This is a genomic window from Cognatundibacterium squillarum (assembly GCF_014652435.1).
In the GTDB taxonomy this organism is placed as follows: Bacteria; Pseudomonadota; Gammaproteobacteria; order Burkholderiales; family Burkholderiaceae_D; genus Undibacterium; species Undibacterium squillarum.
This window is the reverse complement of the sequence record NZ_BMYU01000006.1, coordinates 49,379-67,920: the sequence shown is the minus strand read 5'-3', so window position 1 is coordinate 67,920 and position 18,542 is coordinate 49,379. Positions and strand designations below refer to the sequence as shown.

Sequence of the window (18,542 nt, the reverse complement as noted above, 5' to 3'; positions counted from 1 at the left end):
TCCCGCCGCAGCGGGATCAGCTCAGTAAGGTTCGGCCACGTAAGGGCGCAGGCGGTGTTGCACGCTGCGCGTGGCGGTTGACGCGGCCAGACCGCGCAAGCGGCTCAGATCAAACTGTTCCAGTTGCTGCAGCATGGCGCGGTTCAGAGTCATGCGGACCTGTATCATCAGCAGATCCACACTTTGCTGGTTTGAACTTCTGGCAGACTCGCCTGCCAACCCGGAAACCGCAGTCTCTTTCTGCGCTTTCCCGGCTGCTTTCATTGCCACGCGGGCTTCCGCTTCCGCAAAACAGCGATAGACATCACCCAGCGTAATCACGCCGTTGCAATCCCGGCAGTGCCAGGCTTCTTTGTCTTTGCTGTCGCGGCTGACCAGTCCGTCCTGACTTAACATGCTCAGGATAGAACGGATACTGCGCGGTGTTTTACCTGTCGCTTCCGCCAGACTGGTCACGGTGATTGCACGCGGCATCACCATCATGACCTGCGCCAGCAATTCGACGGCAGTGTAAAACCGGGTATTCAGACCAGGGTCTGCAAATACCTGCGTGGTTGAAAACAGTTGTTCAGACTGGCTCATGCCAACTCCTTGGGAAGGATCAGCGGGCGGTTGTTGCCGTAACGGTCCATAAACAGACCTTCAGTCGAAATAGCAGGACGCTTACCGGAAACCACATCCGCAATGAACTGGCCGGAACCGCAGGCCATAGTCCAGCCCAGTGTGCCGTGGCCGGTGTTCAGGAACAGATTACGGTAAGGTGTCGGGCCGACCACCGGCGTACCATCCGGTGTCATCGGACGCAGACCCGTCCAGAATTCCGCTTTCGACACATCGCCGCCTGCGGGGAACAGATCGCTGACAGAGAACTCAAGCGTTGCACGGCGATCGGCGCGCAAATTGAGGTTATAACCGGTAATTTCTGCAGTACCGCCAACGCGGATGCGGTCGCCCAGACGGGTAATCGCTACTTTGTAGGTTTCATCCATCACCGTGGATTCCGGTGCACCGTCCGGATTGGTGATCGGTACGGTGATCGAGTAGCCTTTGATCGGATACACAGGAATACGGATGCCGAGCTCTTTCAGCATCAGTGGCGAATAGCTGCCCAGCGCCAGCACATAGCTGTCTGCGGTCAGCGTACCGGCGGATGTTTTCACGCCGGTGATTTTGTCGCCTTCAAACAGCAGACGTTCAATCTGTACGCCAAACTGGAATTTCACGCCCAGACCTTCCGCCAGCTTGGCCAGATTCTGGGTAAATTTAAAGCAGTCACCGGTTTCATCACCCGGCAGGCGCAGCGCGCCGACGAATTTATCCTGTACTTTGGCCAGCGCCGGTTCCACCTTCAGGCAGCCTGCTTTATCCAGTTTTTCGTATGGCACATCGTAGCGTTTCAGAATCGCGATATCGCCTTCAGCGGCTTCCAGCTGTGCTTCATTACGGAACAATTGCAGCGTGCCCTGTGTGCGCTCGTCATAGCTGATACCGGTATCGGCACGCAATTGCTGCAGTACATCGCGGCTGTATTCAGCGAGGCGCAGCATACGGCCTTTATTCACTTCATACGCAGATGTTGTGCAGTTCATCAGCATCTGGAACACCCAGCGCCATGTGTTCGCATCCAGCGTAGGGCGGATTGCCAGCGGGCTGTGTTCCATCATCAGCCATTTAATCGCTTTCAGCGGCACGCCCGGGCCAGCCCACGGTGCGGAATAGCCGGGAGACACTTCACCGGCATTCGCAAAACTGGTTTCCAGTGCCGGTGCGCTCTGACGCTCAATCACTGTCACTTCGTGACCGGCCTTGGCCAGATAATAAGCGGATGCAGTACCGATAACGCCTGAACCTAATACGATGACTTTCATTTTTCTGCTCCTGTGTCCCTGAATTTTTAAACTGTTTTTGAGATTGGTTCTGAACCGCTGTAAACCCGTGCATAACGGTGTCCGAGGCTGGTCAGGATTTCATAGCCTATGGTGCGTGCGGCACTGGCAACGCGATCAACGGTCAGCTGATCTGACAGCAAATCCACCAGTGCGCCTTCCGCCAGTATGTCGTCCGGCAAGCCTGTGACATCCAGCGTGATCGTATCCATGGATACATTGCCGACCATTGCCACGTCGTGACCTGCGATTTGCACCGTGCCACGGTTACTGAGACTGCGCAGCCAGCCATCGGCATAGCCGACCGCCACGGTCGCAATACGTGACGGACGGCTGCTCCGCCAGGTACTGCCGTAACCGACACCGGTATCTGCCGGAATATCGCGCGTCTGAATAATGCGGCCCTGCAAGTGGGCGACTGCGCGCATAGGGTTCGCTTGTCCTGCTACGGGTGCCACGCCGTACAACGCTGCGCCCGGACGCGCCAGATCGAAGTGAAAATCCTTGCCCAGAAAAATACCGGAAGAATTGGCCAGCGTTGCTTTTGCTGCCGGAAACAGCGCGCGTAATGCACGGAATTTTTCGAGCTGTTCACGATTGACCGGATTCATCTGATCTTCTGCGCTGACCAGATGACTCATCACATACAGCACATCAATCGCCGCAAAACGCTGTGGATCGGCCCGCAGTACATCGACTTCTGCGGGTGACAAACCCATACGCGCCATGCCGGTATCAAACTGCACAAATGCCGGAAGGCGGGTTTGTTTGTCAGTTGCCAGAGCATTCCAGGCCGCAATCTGCTGCAGACTGTTCAGCACTGGTGTCAGTCCATTCGACAGCAAATCTGCTTCACAGCCGACTGGTGAGCCGTGCATCACGATAATCATCGCATCCGCCGGCAGCAGCGGGCGCAAGACAATGCCCTCTTCCAGATGTGCAACGAAAAAGTGACGACAGCCTTCCAGATACAATGCCGGCGCTGCTTCTGCAGCGCCGAGGCCGTACGCATCCGCTTTCACAGCTGCACCGCAGGCCGCTGATCCCAGTTGCGTTTTCAGTATCTGATAATTGGCTCTCAGTGCCTGCAGATCGATCCGCAGTATCGCACCAGCCCGTCCGGTATTTACTTGCATTATTCAGCACTCCATCGCCAGAGAAATAGCCCTCTGATAGCAATGTGTATGCCACTCAAAAAAGATCAATAAAATTCAAACACTTAGCGCAGAATGAAAAAACCGGCGAATTCTGACTGTACAAATTTCTGTACACCCCACCTCATCCGGCTTTCATATTCTGTGGCTTTTCTCTCTGAAGCGTACACATTACATAACAGTGTACACAAATAAATACACTGTACTAAAAAAAATACACTTCAGTAAATTAAGCATAAGGATATTCGCAGGAAGCGACAGGCGGCAGCAATAAGTGAAACTACGCAGTGGTTGCGTGAATGTGACAAAGCCACCGGCAGCAAGGCTGGCGGTGGCTTTCAGTGTAGTGCAAGGATTCAGGCAGCGATGCGGTCAGCCTGCAATAATCCCAGATCTTCCAGTAAGGGAATGGTGGCAGGTAATACAGGCTCTACGGCAACCTTGCCCTGCCATGCAAATGCCTGACCTTCGAGACTTTGCGGCTCGCCTTCCCAGCGACGGCAAATATAAAAATGCAGCCGTACATGCGCATGCGGATACACATGCTCGACGCCAACCCAGGGTTCTGCTTCAAGAATACGTACGCCCAGCTCTTCCAGAAATTCCCGTTTCAGCGCAGCCAGCACATCTTCGCCAGCTTCCACTTTCCCGCCCGGAAATTCCCAGTAACCTTCGTACGGCTTGCCGGACGGACGCTGTGCCATCAGCACATCGCCATCCGCTTGCATCAGAATCCCGACTGCGACATCAATCGGACGCTTATTCAGACTTGCTATTTCCGACATGGTCACGCTCCTTCCATTGTCCTGCATAGTCTTTCGCAAACTGCCATGCTACACGACCGGATCGTGAGCCTCTCTGTAAAGCCCAGCGTAATGCCTCCTGTCGTGCATCCGCAATCTGCGCCTCATCACAGCCAAAGCTGCGCAACCAGTGCGCAACGATGCCGAGGTAGTCATCCTGCCCGAACGGATAAAACGAAATCCATAAACCAAAGCGTTCAGATAACGAGATTTTCTCTTCAACCGTTTCGCCAGGATGCAGATCACCGTCTTCGGTATGGCGGTAACTGGCGTTATCCGACATTTTTTCAGGCAACAGATGCCGACGGTTCGACGTGGCGTAAATCAGCACATTGTCACTGGCGGCAGCAATACTGCCATCCAGCGCAACTTTCAGCGCCTTGTAACCCGCCTCACCTTCCTCGAACGACAAATCATCACAGAAAATAATGAAACGTTCATGACGTGTGGCGACCAGTTCCACGATATCCGGTAAGTCAGCCAGATCTGCTTTATCTACTTCGATCAGGCGTAACCCTTGCGCAGCAAATTCGGTCAGACAAGCTTTGATCAGTGAAGATTTACCTGTGCCGCGCGCGCCGGTCAGCAACACATTGTTTGCCGGTGCACCGTGTACGAACTGACGGGTATTCCGTTCGATCTGCTCTTTTTGCGGACCAATGTGATGCAGGTCCGGCAAACCAATATTTGCCGTATGGCGCACCACCTGCAGAAAACCGGCACCACTGCGTTTGCGCCAGCGGAATGCGATACCTGCATCCCAGTCCGGCGCAGCAGATGCCGCCGGCAAGACAGCTTCCAGCCTTGCCAGCACGCGCTCAGCACGCGCCAGCAAGTGTTCCATTGCGGCAGAACTCATCATCAGGAACGATAGTCTGCGTTGATCGAAACGTAGTCGTGCGACAGATCACAAGTCCAGACCGTCGCTTCCGCATTGCCGCGTGCCAGACGGACGCGAATGGTGATTTCGCTCTGCTTCATCACGCGCTGACCGTCTTCCTCTTTGTAATCAGGATGACGGCCACCGTTACGGGCAACCCAGACATCATCCAGATACAGATTGAGTTTGCTGACATCCAGATCATCCACACCTGCATAACCAATCGCTGCCAGAATACGGCCGAGGTTAGGATCGGAGGCAAAGAAGGCTGTTTTCACCAGCGGTGAATGCGCGATAGAGTAAGCAATTTTGCGGCATTCTTCGACGCTGCTGCCCTCTTCGACGGCGACCGTAATGAATTTGGTTGCGCCCTCACCGTCACGAATAATCATATGTGCCAGCTTTTGCGCCAGCGCGATGACTGCTGTTTCCAGTTCCGCGTATTCCGGTGTATCAATTTCATTGATTTCCAGTGAACCGGCACCGGTGGCAATCAGCATAAACGAATCATTGGTCGAGGTATCACCGTCAATCGTGATGCAGTTAAACGACTTGTCTGCGGTACGTTTTACCAGATGGTCCAGCACCGGTTGTGCAATGCGCGCATCCATCGCCAGATAACCCAGCATCGTTGCCATATTCGGCTTGATCATGCCGGCACCTTTAGAGATACCGGTCATTTGCACGGTTTTACCGCCGATTACAATGCTCGCGGATGCCGCTTTCGGCTGCGTATCGGTTGTCATAATCGATTCTGCAGCGGCAAACCAGTTATCTTCCTGCAGATTCGCAATTGCCTGTGGCAAACCGGCGATCAGACGATCTACTGGCAACGGCTCCAGAATCACACCGGTAGAAAACGGCAGAATCTGGGAAGCGTCACAACCCAGTAACGCAGCCAGTGCTTCACAGGTTTTATTTGCATTCGCCAGACCGGCATCGCCCGTACCCGCATTCGCATTACCGGTATTCACAACCAGTGCGCGAATCGGACCAGCCTGCATATTGCTGCTTTCCAGATGCGCTTTACAGACTTGCACCGGTGCGGCGCAAAAACGGTTAGTGGTGAACACGCCGGCAACGGTGGCTGTCGGCGCCAGTTCCATGACTAACACGTCTTTACGATTTGCCTTACGGATGCCAGCTTCAGCGTGTCCGAGACGAATGCCTGCCACCGGTTTCAGATCACTTGCGACAGGGATAGGAGAATTCACAGCCATGGTCGTTTCCTTGCGTTCAAATTAAGCCGCCATTGTAGGATATTTGTGCAGTGCAGACGAGAAATCCGCATGTCCTGATTCATAAAAAAACAGGACAGCATTGCTGTCCTGTTTTCATCACTGATATCACTGATGGCTGCTGGTTTTACCATCGCCATCTGGTATTGCTTACGCCAGTTTGCCGTGACACTGCTTGAATTTCATGCCACTGCCGCAAGGGCAAGGATCATTACGACCAACCTTCAGGCCCCAGCTGATTTCTGCATCACCACCCATCGCGACTGGCTCCGGCGCCAGCATTTGCTCAGGCGTTGCATTTTCATCAAATGCATCATGGCGATAGTGAACATTTTCCACTTGTGGCTGCTGCATTTGTGCTTCTGCAGATACTGCTTCTTCCGGCGTCTGGATACGGACCAGCACCAGGGTACGCGTCACATCATTTTTGATCTGATCCAGCATCATAGAGAACAGCTCAAATGCTTCGCGCTTATATTCCTGTTTAGGATTCTTTTGAGCGTAACCGCGCAGATGAATACCCTGACGCAAATGATCCAGCGCCGCCAGATGTTCACGCCAGTGCACGTCGATGCTCTGCAGCATGACATTACGCTCAAAGCCGCCAAAAGCTTCTTTGCCAACCAGCGCCACTTTTTCTTCGTACGCACGGTTCACTTCCGCAACCACGCGTTCAAGGATTTCTTCATCGCTGAGGTTAGGTTCATCTTTCACCATTTGCGTCAGCGGCAGATGGACATTCCAGTCTGCAGCCAGCACACGCTCCAGCGCCGGGATATCCCATTGTTCTTCCACAGACTCTGCCGGCACATATGTGCGTACCAGATCATGGAATACACCATGACGCAGTGAATCCATCAGTTCAGTGACATCCGTGGCTTCCAGCAATTCATTACGCTGCTGGTAAATCACTTTACGCTGGTCGTTAGCAACGTCGTCGTACTCGAGCAGTTGCTTACGAATATCGAAGTTACGTGCCTCAACTTTACGCTGCGCAGTTTCCAGCGAGCGTGTCACCATACCGGCTTCAATCGGCTCACCTTCCGGCATTTTCAGGCGATCCATGATCGCACGGATACGGTCGCCGGCAAAAATACGGAGCAATGGATCATCCAGCGACAGGTAGAAGCGGCTGGAACCCGGATCGCCCTGACGGCCGGAACGACCGCGCAACTGATTATCTACACGACGGGATTCATGGCGCTCGGTACCGATGATATGCAAGCCGCCTGCGGCAACAACCTGATCGTGCAGAGATTGCCATTCGTTGCGTAAAGTATCTGCCTGCGCTGCCTTGTCAGCTTCAGAAATCTCGTTATTCGCATCAATCAGCTGAATTTGTTTTTCAACATTACCGCCGAGCACGATATCCGTACCGCGACCTGCCATATTGGTGGCAATTGTCACTGCACCCGGACGACCTGCCTGCGCAATAATTTCTGCTTCGCGGGCATGCTGTTTTGCATTCAGCACGTTATGCGGCAGATTCGCTTTACTCAGAATCGAAGACAACAGCTCCGAGTTTTCGATCGAGGTGGTACCCACCAGCACTGGCTGGCCGCGTTTGTGGCAATCCTGGATATCCAGCACGATCGCGTTATATTTTTCCTGCGCAGTTTTATATACCTGATCGTGACGATCGACGCGCTGAGAAGGACGATTCGGTGGGATAACCACTGTTTCCAGCGCGTAAATTTCCTGGAATTCATAGGCTTCTGTATCAGCAGTACCGGTCATGCCGGACAGCTTGCTGTACATACGGAAATAATTCTGGAAAGTGATCGATGCCAGCGTCTGGTTTTCGTTCTGAATGCGGACGCCTTCTTTCGCTTCCACTGCCTGATGCAAGCCATCAGACCAGCGACGACCAACCATCATACGACCGGTGAATTCATCAACGATCACGATCTCGCCGTCGTTCACAACGTAGTGCTGGTCTTTGAAGTACAGCGCGTGTGCGCGCAATGCAGCGTACAGGTGATGGATCAGGGTGATATGCGCAGGGTCATACAGAGATGCGCCTTCCGGCAGCAGACCCATTTCCGTCAGAATACTTTCTGCTTTCTCATGACCTGCTTCAGTCAGCAGAACCTGATGCGATTTTTCATCTTTGGTGTAATCGCCCGGAACTTCGATTTTGCCTTTTCCGTCAGGCGTTTCTTCACCGATCTGCAGTGTCAGCAGTTTCGGCACTTCATTCATTTTGTAGTACAGCTCGGTATGATTTTCCGCCTGACCGGAAATAATCAGCGGCGTACGCGCTTCATCGATCAGAATCGAGTCAACTTCGTCAACCACCGCAAAGCTCAGACCACGCTGCACGCGGTCTTTCGCTTCGAATACCATGTTGTCGCGCAGGTAGTCGAAACCGAATTCGTTGTTAGTACCGTAGGTAATGTCCGAACGATAAGCGCGTTGCTTTTCATCGTGATCCTGCTGAGACAGAATCACACCGGTGGTCAGACCCAGCCAGCCATACAGCTTACCCATGGAGTCCGCATCGCGCTGTGCCAGATAATCATTGACTGTAACAACGTGCACACCTTTGCCGGACAGCGCATTCAGGTAAGCAGCCAGTGTTGCCATCAGGGTTTTACCTTCACCGGTACGCATTTCAGCAATTTTGCCGTAATGCAGCACCATACCGCCGATCAGCTGAACGTCGAAGTGACGCATTTTGTGCACGCGCTTACTGGCTTCGCGGCAAACGGCAAAGGCTTCCGGCAGCAGACTGTCGAGTGTTTCACCTTTGGCAAAACGCGCTTTGAATTCCGCCGTTTTTGCCTGCAATGCCGTATCCGACAAGGCTTCCATTTGTGGTTCCAGTGCGTTGATCTGACGCACGGTTTTTTGGTACTGCTTCAAGAGCCGCTGGTTACGGCTGCCGAATATCTTGGTCAGGAATGACATGCTGGATACGAAAAATGAAATTCTGAAAAACGCCGCGACATAAAATTGTCTTCGCGACAACAAAAAAGATTAACTCTTGATTTTACCACGCAGGCGGGACTTGACCAGAGAATTCCGGGGAAATGCCGATCTGTCGCAGACAGTTGGCGTCGTTTTTCCTAAACACAAGTCCCGTTTATCCGTTATCAGCGTCCCTGATTCGGTTTTATGCCGGAAGAAAGGAATTTATGCGGGTTTTGCGGAACATCGCGCACCCGGACTTCAAAATGCAAATGCGCACCGGTGGAGCGCCCGGTAGAGCCGATATCGGCAATATGTTGTCCGCGTTGCACGATATCACCGAGCTTCACATAGACTTTGGAGCTGTGTGCATAGCGTGTAATCAGATCGCCGCCATGATCGATTTCTATCATATTGCCGAATTGCGGATGGTATTCAGAAGCAATCACCACACCGCCTGCGGCAGCAACAATCGGCGTTCCGGTAGGCGCAGAAAAATCAATGCCTTCATGGAAAGCACTGCGGCCGGAGAACGGGTCGGAACGCCATCCGAATCCGGACGCGTTGTACGCGACATTCACCGGCGGCGTTGTCGGCAGCAATTTAGACTGCAGTTTAAATGCCATCAGCTGGGTTTCAACCGCATTCATATAGTCGCTGCGGTGCTCAATATCCTGCCCCAGTTTTTTCAGCAATTCCTGCACCTGTTCTATATTCAGCTCAGATGAGGGTGCGTGACTGATTTCCGGTCCGCCACGCCCCGGCGCTTCACGGAACTGAAACTCTTCCGGCTTGATGCCGGCCAGTCCCTGCACCCGCTCTCCCAGCGCATCCAGACGAATCAGGTGCGCCTCCATCTCACCGAGTTTGGCGGCCATTGCTGACAAATTTTCCTGTAAGTAGCGGTCTTTACCGCCGGCATCACTGGCCATCGCAGCAGGTAAAGGCAACAAACTGCGGAACAATGGCACATCTGCGCTGGCGAGCCGCATGCTGAGCGCCGCCATCAGTACACCCGTTAACAAAGTCAGAAGTACAAAAGCAAGTACGGCAACAACGATATGCGGCGTCCCCAGCGTCAGCGACCTGGCCTGCGTGAAGCGGGAGTGCATGATGATAATTTGCATCGAGTTTCCCCAGATGTGGAATGCTGAATTGCGGCAGGCTTTATGGTAAGGTGCGGGCTATGTCTACCCCACCTGCTCCAAGCTTCCGCAGTTATATCAAACGCGGCAAACCGGTCGCACAGACCAGCGGCGCCTCGGATTTCCTGCGTCTGAATGATCAGATCTCTTCACTGCTGCCTGCAGTGCGGCGGCGTCTGCACTTGCAAAGAGAATGCCAGCGCTTGATGCCGCGTATGTTTGAGTATGCTGAAGTCCTGCAGTTACAGGATGGTCAGCTCACGGTGGCTGTACCGAATGCTGCGCTGGCTGCACGTCTCAAACAAAACCTGCCGACTCTGCAGAATGGTCTGCTGGAAGGCGGCTGGCAGATTAACGCAATCAAAATTAAAGTACAAGTAACAAGCAAGGTGGAAAAAGAAGCGCCGCCCAAACAGATCGCGATGTCTGATTCTGCACTGCGGGCATTTGCCAGTCTGGAACAAACGCTGGACCCGCATCCTCAGAATGCGGGTTTACGCGACGCACTGGCGCGCTTGTTGTCTCGTCACCGTAAAGACTGAAACGCGGACGCTTCAGTCCGCCGGATCAGCGCACGCGTTCCTTTTGCCACAACACATCCTGTCCACCAGCATAGCGGTTCAGTACCCGTGACAGCACGAACAGTAAATCCGATAAACGATTCATGTACTGACGCGGCGCATCATTCAGTGCTTCTGCTTTACCAACGCTGACAATTGCACGTTCCGCACGACGGCAAACTGTACGGCAAACGTGGGCGATGGCTGCGGCACGGGAGCCGCCCGGCAAAATGAAGTCTTTCAATGGTGGCAAATCCGCATTGTATTTTTCGAGCAGACTGTCCAGACGGCTGACCTGTGCCTCGGTGATCAGCTGAAATCCCGGAATGCAGAGTTCGCCGCCAAGATCGAACAAGTCATGCTGAATAGAAATCAATTCCTCCCGCATGGCTTGCGGTAAGTCTTCGCATAACAACACGCCGATCTGGGAGTTCAGTTCATCGACATCACCCATCGCATGTACGCGCAGTGCATCTTTATCTACCCGGCTGCCATCGCCGAGTCCGGTGGTACCGGCATCACCGGTACGTGTCGCAATTTTTGAAAGTCTGTTGCCCATAACGAATGAAATTTGGTCAGAGGCCACAGAGGATAAGCCAAAACGGTGCGGAACGCATCATAATAGAATGTTTTGATTTTCACAGTGCACAGCGAACGGGCATTGACCGCGGGCTGATGCCTGCCGCAACGACGCAATTTAATTCAGGATGCAGAATGGCAACACGACTTCCACCGGTGCATGCACTGACCGCTTTTGAAGCAGCAGCACGCTTTGGTTCTTTTGCTGTCGCGGCAGAAGAACTGTGCATTACCCCCTCCGCATTGTCGCACCGCATACGCTTGCTGGAAGAGCATCTGGGCGAGCGTGTATTTTTGCGCGAAGGCCGCAGCGTTGCGCTGACAGAATTCGGGCGCCGTTATCTGGATGTGGTACGTGCGGCGCTGCGCACATTATCGGATTTCCCTTTGCCCGGACGCAGCAGCCAGCAGCAAATGCGGGTCAAAGTGACCTTGCCACCGACGTTTGCCCGCTACATGTTTATGCCGCGCCTGGCCGAGTTTTACGCGCGGCATCCGGAAATTGATATCGAAGTGTATTTGTTCGTACCGCTGTACGACCTGAGCTTGTCAGAGAGTGATGTGGAAATCCGCTTTGGCGCCGGCGAATATCCGAATCTGGTCACGCGCAAATTATTTGTCGAACCGAGTTTCGCAGTTGCCAGTCCGGATTATCTGCGCGCAATTGCGCCTCTGAAAAAACCGGAAGACCTGCGCCATGCACGTCTGTTGCGTTCCGCACTGGAACCGTGGCAACCATGGTTTGAAGTAGCCGGACTGGACTGGGCGGAACCGGTCAGCGGCTTGCGCATCGATGATCTGGGTTTGTTGCTGGAAGCCGTGAAGCACGGACATGGTGTCGGCTTAACGCGCCAGCACTTTGCACAGGAAATGATAGAACGCGGTGATGTGGTGCGTTTATTTGATGCGCAGGTTGCCTCACCGCCGCATGCGTATTATCTGGTCCACGAAGCCATGCCGAGTCTGCGTCCGGAAGTGGAAACCTTTATTCAGTGGATGCTGTCAGCGTTCCGCTCTCCGGCAATCGTCTGACGCTGTCTTCACGGGTGGCCGCTGTCTGCTGAGTCACCCAGTCCTGCAAAGGTAAAGGCCGGGCAAATAAAAAGCCCTGCATAGAATGGCAGCCGTTTTCGATCAGAAATTCTGCCTGCGCCCGCGTTTCCACACCTTCGGCCACAACGCGCAAACCAAGATGCTGTGCCATCGATAAAATCGACTGGACGATCGCCGTACCATTGGCATCCTGCGGCGTATCCTGCACGAAACTTTTATCAATTTTCAATTCATACAGCGGCAAGCGTTTCAGGTACGAGAAGCTCGAATAACCAGTACCGAAATCATCAATCGAGAAACGGATACCGAGTGCAGTCAGCTCCAGCATCCGTGCAATCGTGTCGTGCAGATTATCGATCAGCAAGCCTTCTGTGACCTCCAGAATCAGCAAGGCGGGATCGGCACCGGTATCGACCAGTGCGATTTTGACTTTATCGACAAAATCCGCCTGACGGAATTGTTTAGGGCTGACATTGATAGAAACAGACATCGGAATACCGGCTGCCTGCAAAGCACAGACTGCCATACAACCCTGACGTAATACCCAGTCACCAAGCCGGATGATCATGCCGGACTCTTCCGCCAGCGGAATAAAAATCGCCGGTGATACCATGCCGCGCTGCGGATGCTGCCAGCGCATCAGCAACTCGCCGCCAACCGGTTTACCGAAGCGGTCTACCTGCGGCTGAATATACATTTGCAATTGCTCCTGCTCTATCGCATCGCGCAAATCACGTTCCATCGCAAGGCGGCGCACAATTTCCGACTGCATACCGGTCTCGTACAACATCACCTGATTGCGACCACCTTCCTTAGCGCGGTACATGGCGGTGTCGGCTTCGCGCAGCAAGTCATCCGGTTTCTGATCGGCACGCGGCAAAATCGTGACACCGATACTGCAGGTAGCACTGTACAGCAAGCCATCGACATCAAACATTTTGGTCATTGCTGTTCGCAAACGCTCCGCCGTGTCCATCGCACTGTGTACCGCCTGCACACCGGAATCAGACAAAGCGGGCAGCACAACCACAAATTCATCGCCACCGACACGCGCCAGCGTATCGTCTTCGCCGAGCAGCGCCTGCAACCGCTGCATGACTTGCAGCAGCAATGCGTCGCCGGTCGCATGTCCGCGGGCATCATTGACCAGCTTGAAATTATCCAGATCGAGATACAGCACAGCACTGAACAAACCGGTAATACGTGATGACGACAAGAGTACGGATAAACGATCCTGCAGCAAGCGCCGGTTCGGCAATCCGGTCAGCAAGTCAAAATAGGCGAGGCGATGTATGTGTTCTTCGGATTTTTTACGCTCGCTGATATCCCGTCCGGTCGCGACCCAGTGCGTATAGATGCCCTCTTCGTTTGCCAGCGGAATCACATCAGCTTCCATCCAGAATTCGCTGCCGGAGCGTGTGTACGAAATCAGTTCCACATGCACAGGCTCAATTTTGCGCAGTGCTGTGGCAATCCTGTCCAGCTCCTGCTGCTGGGTGCGCGGGCCACTCAGGAAATGTGGCATTCTGCCGATCACTTCGTCACGACTGTAACCGGTCAGGCGTTCGAAGGCTTCGTTCACAAACACGATGTGCAAATGACTGCGCTGGGCTTCATCTTTACTGACTTCGATAATCAGGACGATATCGTTCAGGCGCGACACCGCAGCGACGGTCAGACGCAATTCTTCGTTGGCGGCTTTCAGTGATTCCTGACCGAGTTTCAGAGAATTGGCGATCGTTTGCTGGCGCTCCAGCGAGTGTTCGAGCCGGTACAGCAGCACATTACAACTGACTGACAGCACAGCAGCAATGAAGGTGAAGTTCAGGGTAATAATGACCCAGCGCAAAAACAGCGACAGCTGAAAACTGTCGACATGCAAAGGCGCATCGAAAAAATAACCGACCAGAAACAAGGTCGCGGATGACAGCAGCAGCGCGCGCACAGCTTCCTGCAGACTGTACAGAAATGCGGCGAATACCGGCACTGCCATCAGGTAAATCAGTCCGGTGGAACCGATCTTAAACAGGAACCATGCACCCAGACTGTAAATCAGCAACAGGAACTGATTTGCCCGCATACGGAAAGACCAGCCCGGCATCCAGAGCATGGCGGCAACCCAGATCACGGCCAGCGTATCCACCACCACGATGGACCACAGCTCATCCCTGATCGCGAGCAGAATGCTGGGGATCGCTGTTGCGGTTCCCAGTCCCAGCGCGACAAATAAAATGGATGAAAGAATCTGCTCCCGCCAGTGCAGCATGTCGATATCTGCAGTGCGGGAAATCAGGTACTTCTGACGTAATTGCTGAAAGAAGCGCATTTGCCGTCCGGATCAAAAAATCTGCAAGGCGATGCAGCGGGCGAGTAAATCGGATTACCGGGTGGTGAAAAATGCAAAACACTGGATGAATCTTATACCAACATTTTCATTTTCACAGTGAAGTCAGCAAAAAATACGGGAAACCCCGCATCCTGTTTCTGCACACACAACAGTCGAGGCAAGTTCTCAGCCTTGCTTTCCGCATAGCGAAAAAGATTCAGCAAACGGCGCTCGGCATACATGGTAAGACCGGAGCACAGTGACCGATGAGCAGATAAAAAAACAGGCCAACTGTTAAGCAACCCAGACTCACAAACGATAGGAAAAAGACCGGGAGTATGCAAGATTCGTCTTGCATTGTTACTGAGAACCACTGTTTCTGCGGACGTCCGCTGCAGACTGTGCAGAACACCGCATTTCAGGGCATTTTTGCGGGTTTCAGGCATATTTCCGTAGCCGATGCCTTCAAACATGACGGCAAACACAGGACAGCAGACCCGCCTGCACCATCCTCCTGTGCAACTATCGTCATCACTTTTTGCGGAGGCCCAGTGTTTCTGCGGGCAAGCGGGACATGCTGTGCCGAAAGCCGCATTTGAAGGGTTTCGGAGGGGATTTCGAAGCAAAACAGGGGCAGCGTCATTGCCCCTGAGAAATCCTTCAGCCTGCCTGCAGTACGCGGGCAATCTGGCTTTGCAACTGTTCTGTGGTGGCGTAGCCGGAGCTGAGCATATGCAGGTTGTTGTCATGCACCATCAGCAAAGCCGGGAAGGAGCGCACACCCCATTGCTGGCACAGCGCAAACTCTTCACGGGTGCACTGATGCGCATCGGCTGACTGCAGGGTTTCCAGCAGACTGGCGGCATCGTAACTGTCGGCACCATCGACGGCGTTCAGTGCGGCAGTCAGCACTTCGGCCAGCACCTGTTCATTCGTCACATCCAGCCCGTCGCGGTAGAACGCGGATTGCAAGGCGTGGAATACATGCAGACGTTTTTCGCCAGGCAGATGCTCAGCCAGCAACTTGACGCTGACCATGGCGCGGCTGGCCGGTTCGGTGCAGTACACCCAGCCCGGACGCGACATCGCTTCGCGGTCAAACGGCAGACCGCTGACTTCCGCGACACGGTCCCAGTGTCCGAGGATCATCTTGCGCATCTCATCGCTGACCGCTTCGGTTTCATCCGGACGCAGACCGCCGCACAGAATATCCAGTTTTGCGTCCGGCATGGCCGCCAGCAATTGCGTGAGCTGCGGGCCGAAGCCATAGCACCATGAACACATCGGGTCTGCGATATACAAAAGTTGCACTGCCATATTTTTTCCTTTACAGATCGGGCTTCATCAAACGTCAGGCAGGATACCACGCACCCAGAATCCGGGTTCCGGCGGCACCGGTGACGGCTGGCAGATTGCCCGGTAACCCCTCACAAAAGTGGTAAGCCAGCCAGGCAAAAGCCAGCGCCTCGACCTGCTCCGGCACCACGCCCAGTTCCGCTGTCTGACTGAGGCGCGCAGCGCAACCGGCAGCAGCCAGCTCGGCTGCCAGTCTTCGCATCAGTTCCGCGTTGTACGCGCCGCCACCGCAAACAAACACCGCATCTGCCTGCGGTGCCGATGTGGCAATCGCCTGCGCCAGCGTGCGTGCCGTATAGGCGCACAGCGTTGCCTGCACATCAGCTGCAGCAATTGCCGGCAGATTTTGCAGATGCTGCTGCAGCCAAGGCAAATGAAATAAATCGCGGCCTGTGCTTTTCGGCGCTGGCAATTGCAAAAACGCTTCCCGCATCAGACTGTCCAGCAAGGCCGCATTCACCTGACCGGATGCGGCAAAGCGTCCGTTCTCGTCGTAGGGCGTTCCGCAATGCAATTGCGCCCAGCCATCCATCAGTACATTGCCGGGGCCGGTATCAAAACCGCGCACCGCACCATCCGGCGGCAGAATGCTGATGTTGCTGATACCGCCGATATTCGCCAGCACCCGGGTTTCTGTTGCCGATCCGAACATCGCCATATGAAACGCCGGTACCAGCGGCGCTCCCTGCCCGCCGGCAGCAACATCCCGGCTGCGGAAATCCGCAATCACATCCAGTCCGCATAATTCCGCCAGCAAGGCCGGATGATTGGTCTGACGGGTATAGCCGAGTTCCGGCCGGTGCCGTATCGTTTGTCCGTGTACGCCAACCGCACGCACCTCGTCTGCCAGAGGCCGCAACTGCGCCACGCAGTCGGCATACACTTGCGCCAGTCGTTGTGACAACAAGGCTTCACGGTGAATTTCATCCGGCCCGCTTTGCTGCAACGCCGCCGCAGCATTCCGCAAATCCTCAGGAAATGGCGTATGGGCTGCACCAAGAATACGGACTTTACCGGCACTGATTTCAGAAAAGTCGGCGACCACACCATCCACACCATCCATACTGGTGCCGGACATCAGACCGATACAGACGGACACTTCCGGTTTTACTGATCTCACAGATTCAATCTCCTGCTGATACCGTGCAAAGACAGGTTCAGCGATAAAAAAAGCCGGACGCGAACGTCCGGCCTGTTTTTCAGCATCGTCGGATCAGCGCGATGCCAGTTTCATGATTTCGGCCTGACGCTCAGGGCGCATCAGCACGAAACGGTGATTCATGTCTGCCACCATAGACTTAAAGCGCGGCATATCCGATGAAGCCAGCGCAGGCGCTTCCGGCACAACGGCGGTCAGCGGATCACGCGGTTCATTGTTGACACGGAATTCATAGTGCAGATGCGGACCGGTGGACCAGCCGGTGGAACCGACATAACCAATCACTTCACCCTGCGAAACACGTGCACCCTTACGCAGACCTGCGGCGAAACGGCTCATGTGCGCGTAGGCAGTGCTGTAACCGGAATAATGTTTGACCACCACCAGATTACCGTAGCCACCGCTAGGGCCGACGGAATCAATCGTACCGTCTGCAGTAGCGCGAATCGGTGTGCCAGATGCAGCGGCGAAATCCACACCTTTATGCTGCTTCCACTGACCGGAAATCGGATGCACGCGCATCGAAAAACCGGAAGACACACGGGTAAATTCCAGCGGCGATTTCAGGAAGGCTTTTTTCAGGGAACGACCGTCAAAGCTGTAATAACCGCCCTGCCCTGCGCCCTCATCAAACCAGACAGACTGGAAGGTTTTACCTGCATTGGTGAATTCACCAGCCAGTACACGACCGGTGCGCACCAGCTGCCCGTTTTGCCAGAAGCTCTCATACACCACATTGAATTTATCGCCACGCTGCAGGCGGCGGAAATCAATATTGGTTTCAAACATGGCGACGATTTGCGAGGAAATCGCATCGGAAATGTGGGCTTCATCGGTCGCTGCAAACAGCGAGGAACGGATATTGCCCGCTGCCATTTCGATACGGCGCTCCAGATTCGCGGTGTTATCAGTTGCGACAAAGCTGCCATCCGGCTGACGACGCACTTCCAGATTGCGGACGGTTTTGCCATCACCGCTGCTGAGTGTGCTTTGCAGCCATTCCAGATCGCCGTCATCATTGGTTTTCACGCGAACGGTTTTGTCGGCACGTAACTGCATCAGCTCGCGCGCTACCGGATCGGTTTTCATGAATTTATCGGCTGCACTGTCTTCCACACCCAGACGCAATAATAGGCCACTCATGGTATCGCCGCGGCGTATGGTTTCTTCACGAACATACTGGTGCGACTGTTTCGCAATTTCTGCCAGCTGGTCTTCCAGCGGTGGCAGTTCCAGTTGTTCGGTCACACGACGGGAAGGGATATCAGCGGCATCCGGCGCCAGCGGCACAACAGCGGTTGCGCCAACAGCGCATACAGCGAGGCCCAGCGCACTGAACGTTGCAATACGGGAAACACGGGAAGAACCGGTGAACAGTCGGATGCTGGCAATCAAACGAAGTAATTTATCTGTAGGACGCATGCAATAAGTTAAAATTGACTGTTTAACGAAAAACACAAGGTCAGGATACCGGCAACGGAACTGTACTCAGT

Annotated in this window: 15 protein-coding genes and 1 pseudogene; 2 read left to right on the top strand and 14 right to left on the bottom strand. The window is 54.1% G+C overall.

Annotated features, from left to right (window positions below):
* Positions 1 to 21: 21 nt before the first annotated feature.
* The 8 genes and pseudogenes from IE092_RS12600 to IE092_RS12565 all read right to left on the bottom strand — a co-directional run bounded on the left by IE092_RS12600 (position 22) and on the right by IE092_RS12565 (position 9,998).
* Entirely contained in the window at positions 22 to 582 is a 561-nt protein-coding gene (locus IE092_RS12600; RefSeq protein ID WP_189357548.1) for a helix-turn-helix domain-containing protein, read from the bottom strand.
* Positions 579 to 1,895: pseudogene (locus IE092_RS12595) on the bottom strand (D-amino acid dehydrogenase); the annotation flags it as partial. The pseudogene IE092_RS12595 and the gene IE092_RS12600, both read right to left, overlap by 4 nt.
* Positions 1,895 to 3,022, bottom strand: coding sequence for an alanine racemase (gene alr, locus IE092_RS12590; protein WP_189357546.1), 1,128 nt, complete (start codon positions 3,020 to 3,022; stop codon positions 1,895 to 1,897). The gene alr and the pseudogene IE092_RS12595, both read right to left, overlap by 1 nt.
* 374 nt (positions 3,023 to 3,396) lie before the next feature.
* Complete coding sequence (locus tag IE092_RS12585; RefSeq protein ID WP_189357545.1) at positions 3,397 to 3,825, bottom strand: NUDIX domain-containing protein; 429 nt, start codon at positions 3,823 to 3,825, stop codon at positions 3,397 to 3,399.
* The gene (locus tag IE092_RS12580; protein WP_444545933.1) at positions 3,800 to 4,702 is read right to left on the bottom strand and encodes an ATP-binding protein; all 903 of its coding nucleotides are present in this window, start codon (positions 4,700 to 4,702) and stop codon (positions 3,800 to 3,802) included. The genes IE092_RS12585 and IE092_RS12580 overlap by 26 nt, the downstream gene beginning before the upstream one ends.
* A 2-nt stretch (positions 4,703 to 4,704) precedes the next feature.
* Complete coding sequence (gene argJ / locus IE092_RS12575; RefSeq protein ID WP_189357544.1) at positions 4,705 to 5,943, bottom strand: bifunctional glutamate N-acetyltransferase/amino-acid acetyltransferase ArgJ; 1,239 nt, start codon at positions 5,941 to 5,943, stop codon at positions 4,705 to 4,707.
* Between the two features lie 168 nt (positions 5,944 to 6,111).
* Positions 6,112 to 8,871, bottom strand: a complete 2,760-nt coding sequence (gene secA, locus IE092_RS12570) for a preprotein translocase subunit SecA (RefSeq protein ID WP_189357543.1) — start codon at positions 8,869 to 8,871, stop codon at positions 6,112 to 6,114.
* 185 nt (positions 8,872 to 9,056) lie between these two features.
* Positions 9,057 to 9,998 (bottom strand): M23 family metallopeptidase, encoded by a 942-nt coding sequence (locus tag IE092_RS12565; protein WP_189357542.1) that lies wholly within the window; start codon positions 9,996 to 9,998, stop codon positions 9,057 to 9,059.
* Positions 9,999 to 10,057: 59 nt separating this feature from the next.
* Between IE092_RS12565 and IE092_RS12560 the strand changes: the two genes are divergently transcribed.
* Entirely contained in the window at positions 10,058 to 10,558 is a 501-nt protein-coding gene (locus tag IE092_RS12560) for a DciA family protein (protein ID WP_189357541.1), read from the top strand.
* 25 nt (positions 10,559 to 10,583) lie between these two features.
* On the opposite strand, the gene IE092_RS12555 is transcribed toward IE092_RS12560, so the two are convergent.
* Entirely contained in the window at positions 10,584 to 11,135 is a 552-nt protein-coding gene (locus IE092_RS12555; protein ID WP_189357540.1) for a cob(I)yrinic acid a,c-diamide adenosyltransferase, read from the bottom strand.
* Positions 11,136 to 11,290: 155 nt separating this feature from the next.
* Here IE092_RS12555 and IE092_RS12550 point away from each other — a divergent pair, with 155 nt between their 5' ends.
* Entirely contained in the window at positions 11,291 to 12,187 is an 897-nt protein-coding gene (locus tag IE092_RS12550) for a LysR substrate-binding domain-containing protein (protein WP_189357539.1), read from the top strand.
* Here IE092_RS12550 and IE092_RS12545 read toward each other — a convergent pair.
* The 5 genes from IE092_RS12545 to IE092_RS12525 all read right to left on the bottom strand — a co-directional run bounded on the left by IE092_RS12545 (position 12,141) and on the right by IE092_RS12525 (position 18,471).
* Positions 12,141 to 14,534, bottom strand: a complete 2,394-nt coding sequence (locus tag IE092_RS12545) for a putative bifunctional diguanylate cyclase/phosphodiesterase (RefSeq protein ID WP_189357538.1) — start codon at positions 14,532 to 14,534, stop codon at positions 12,141 to 12,143. The genes IE092_RS12550 and IE092_RS12545 overlap by 47 nt on opposite strands.
* 92 nt (positions 14,535 to 14,626) lie before the next feature.
* Positions 14,627 to 15,007, bottom strand: a complete 381-nt coding sequence (locus IE092_RS12540; protein WP_189357537.1) for a hypothetical protein — start codon at positions 15,005 to 15,007, stop codon at positions 14,627 to 14,629.
* A 187-nt stretch (positions 15,008 to 15,194) separates the two neighbouring features.
* Positions 15,195 to 15,851, bottom strand: a complete 657-nt coding sequence (locus IE092_RS12535) for a DsbA family protein (protein WP_189357536.1) — start codon at positions 15,849 to 15,851, stop codon at positions 15,195 to 15,197.
* 34 nt (positions 15,852 to 15,885) lie between these two features.
* Entirely contained in the window at positions 15,886 to 17,010 is a 1,125-nt protein-coding gene (locus tag IE092_RS12530) for an anhydro-N-acetylmuramic acid kinase (RefSeq protein WP_268249279.1), read from the bottom strand.
* A gap of 93 nt (positions 17,011 to 17,103) precedes the next feature.
* Positions 17,104 to 18,471, bottom strand: a complete 1,368-nt coding sequence (locus tag IE092_RS12525; RefSeq protein ID WP_189357535.1) for a M23 family metallopeptidase — start codon at positions 18,469 to 18,471, stop codon at positions 17,104 to 17,106.
* Positions 18,472 to 18,542 lie beyond the last annotated feature (71 nt).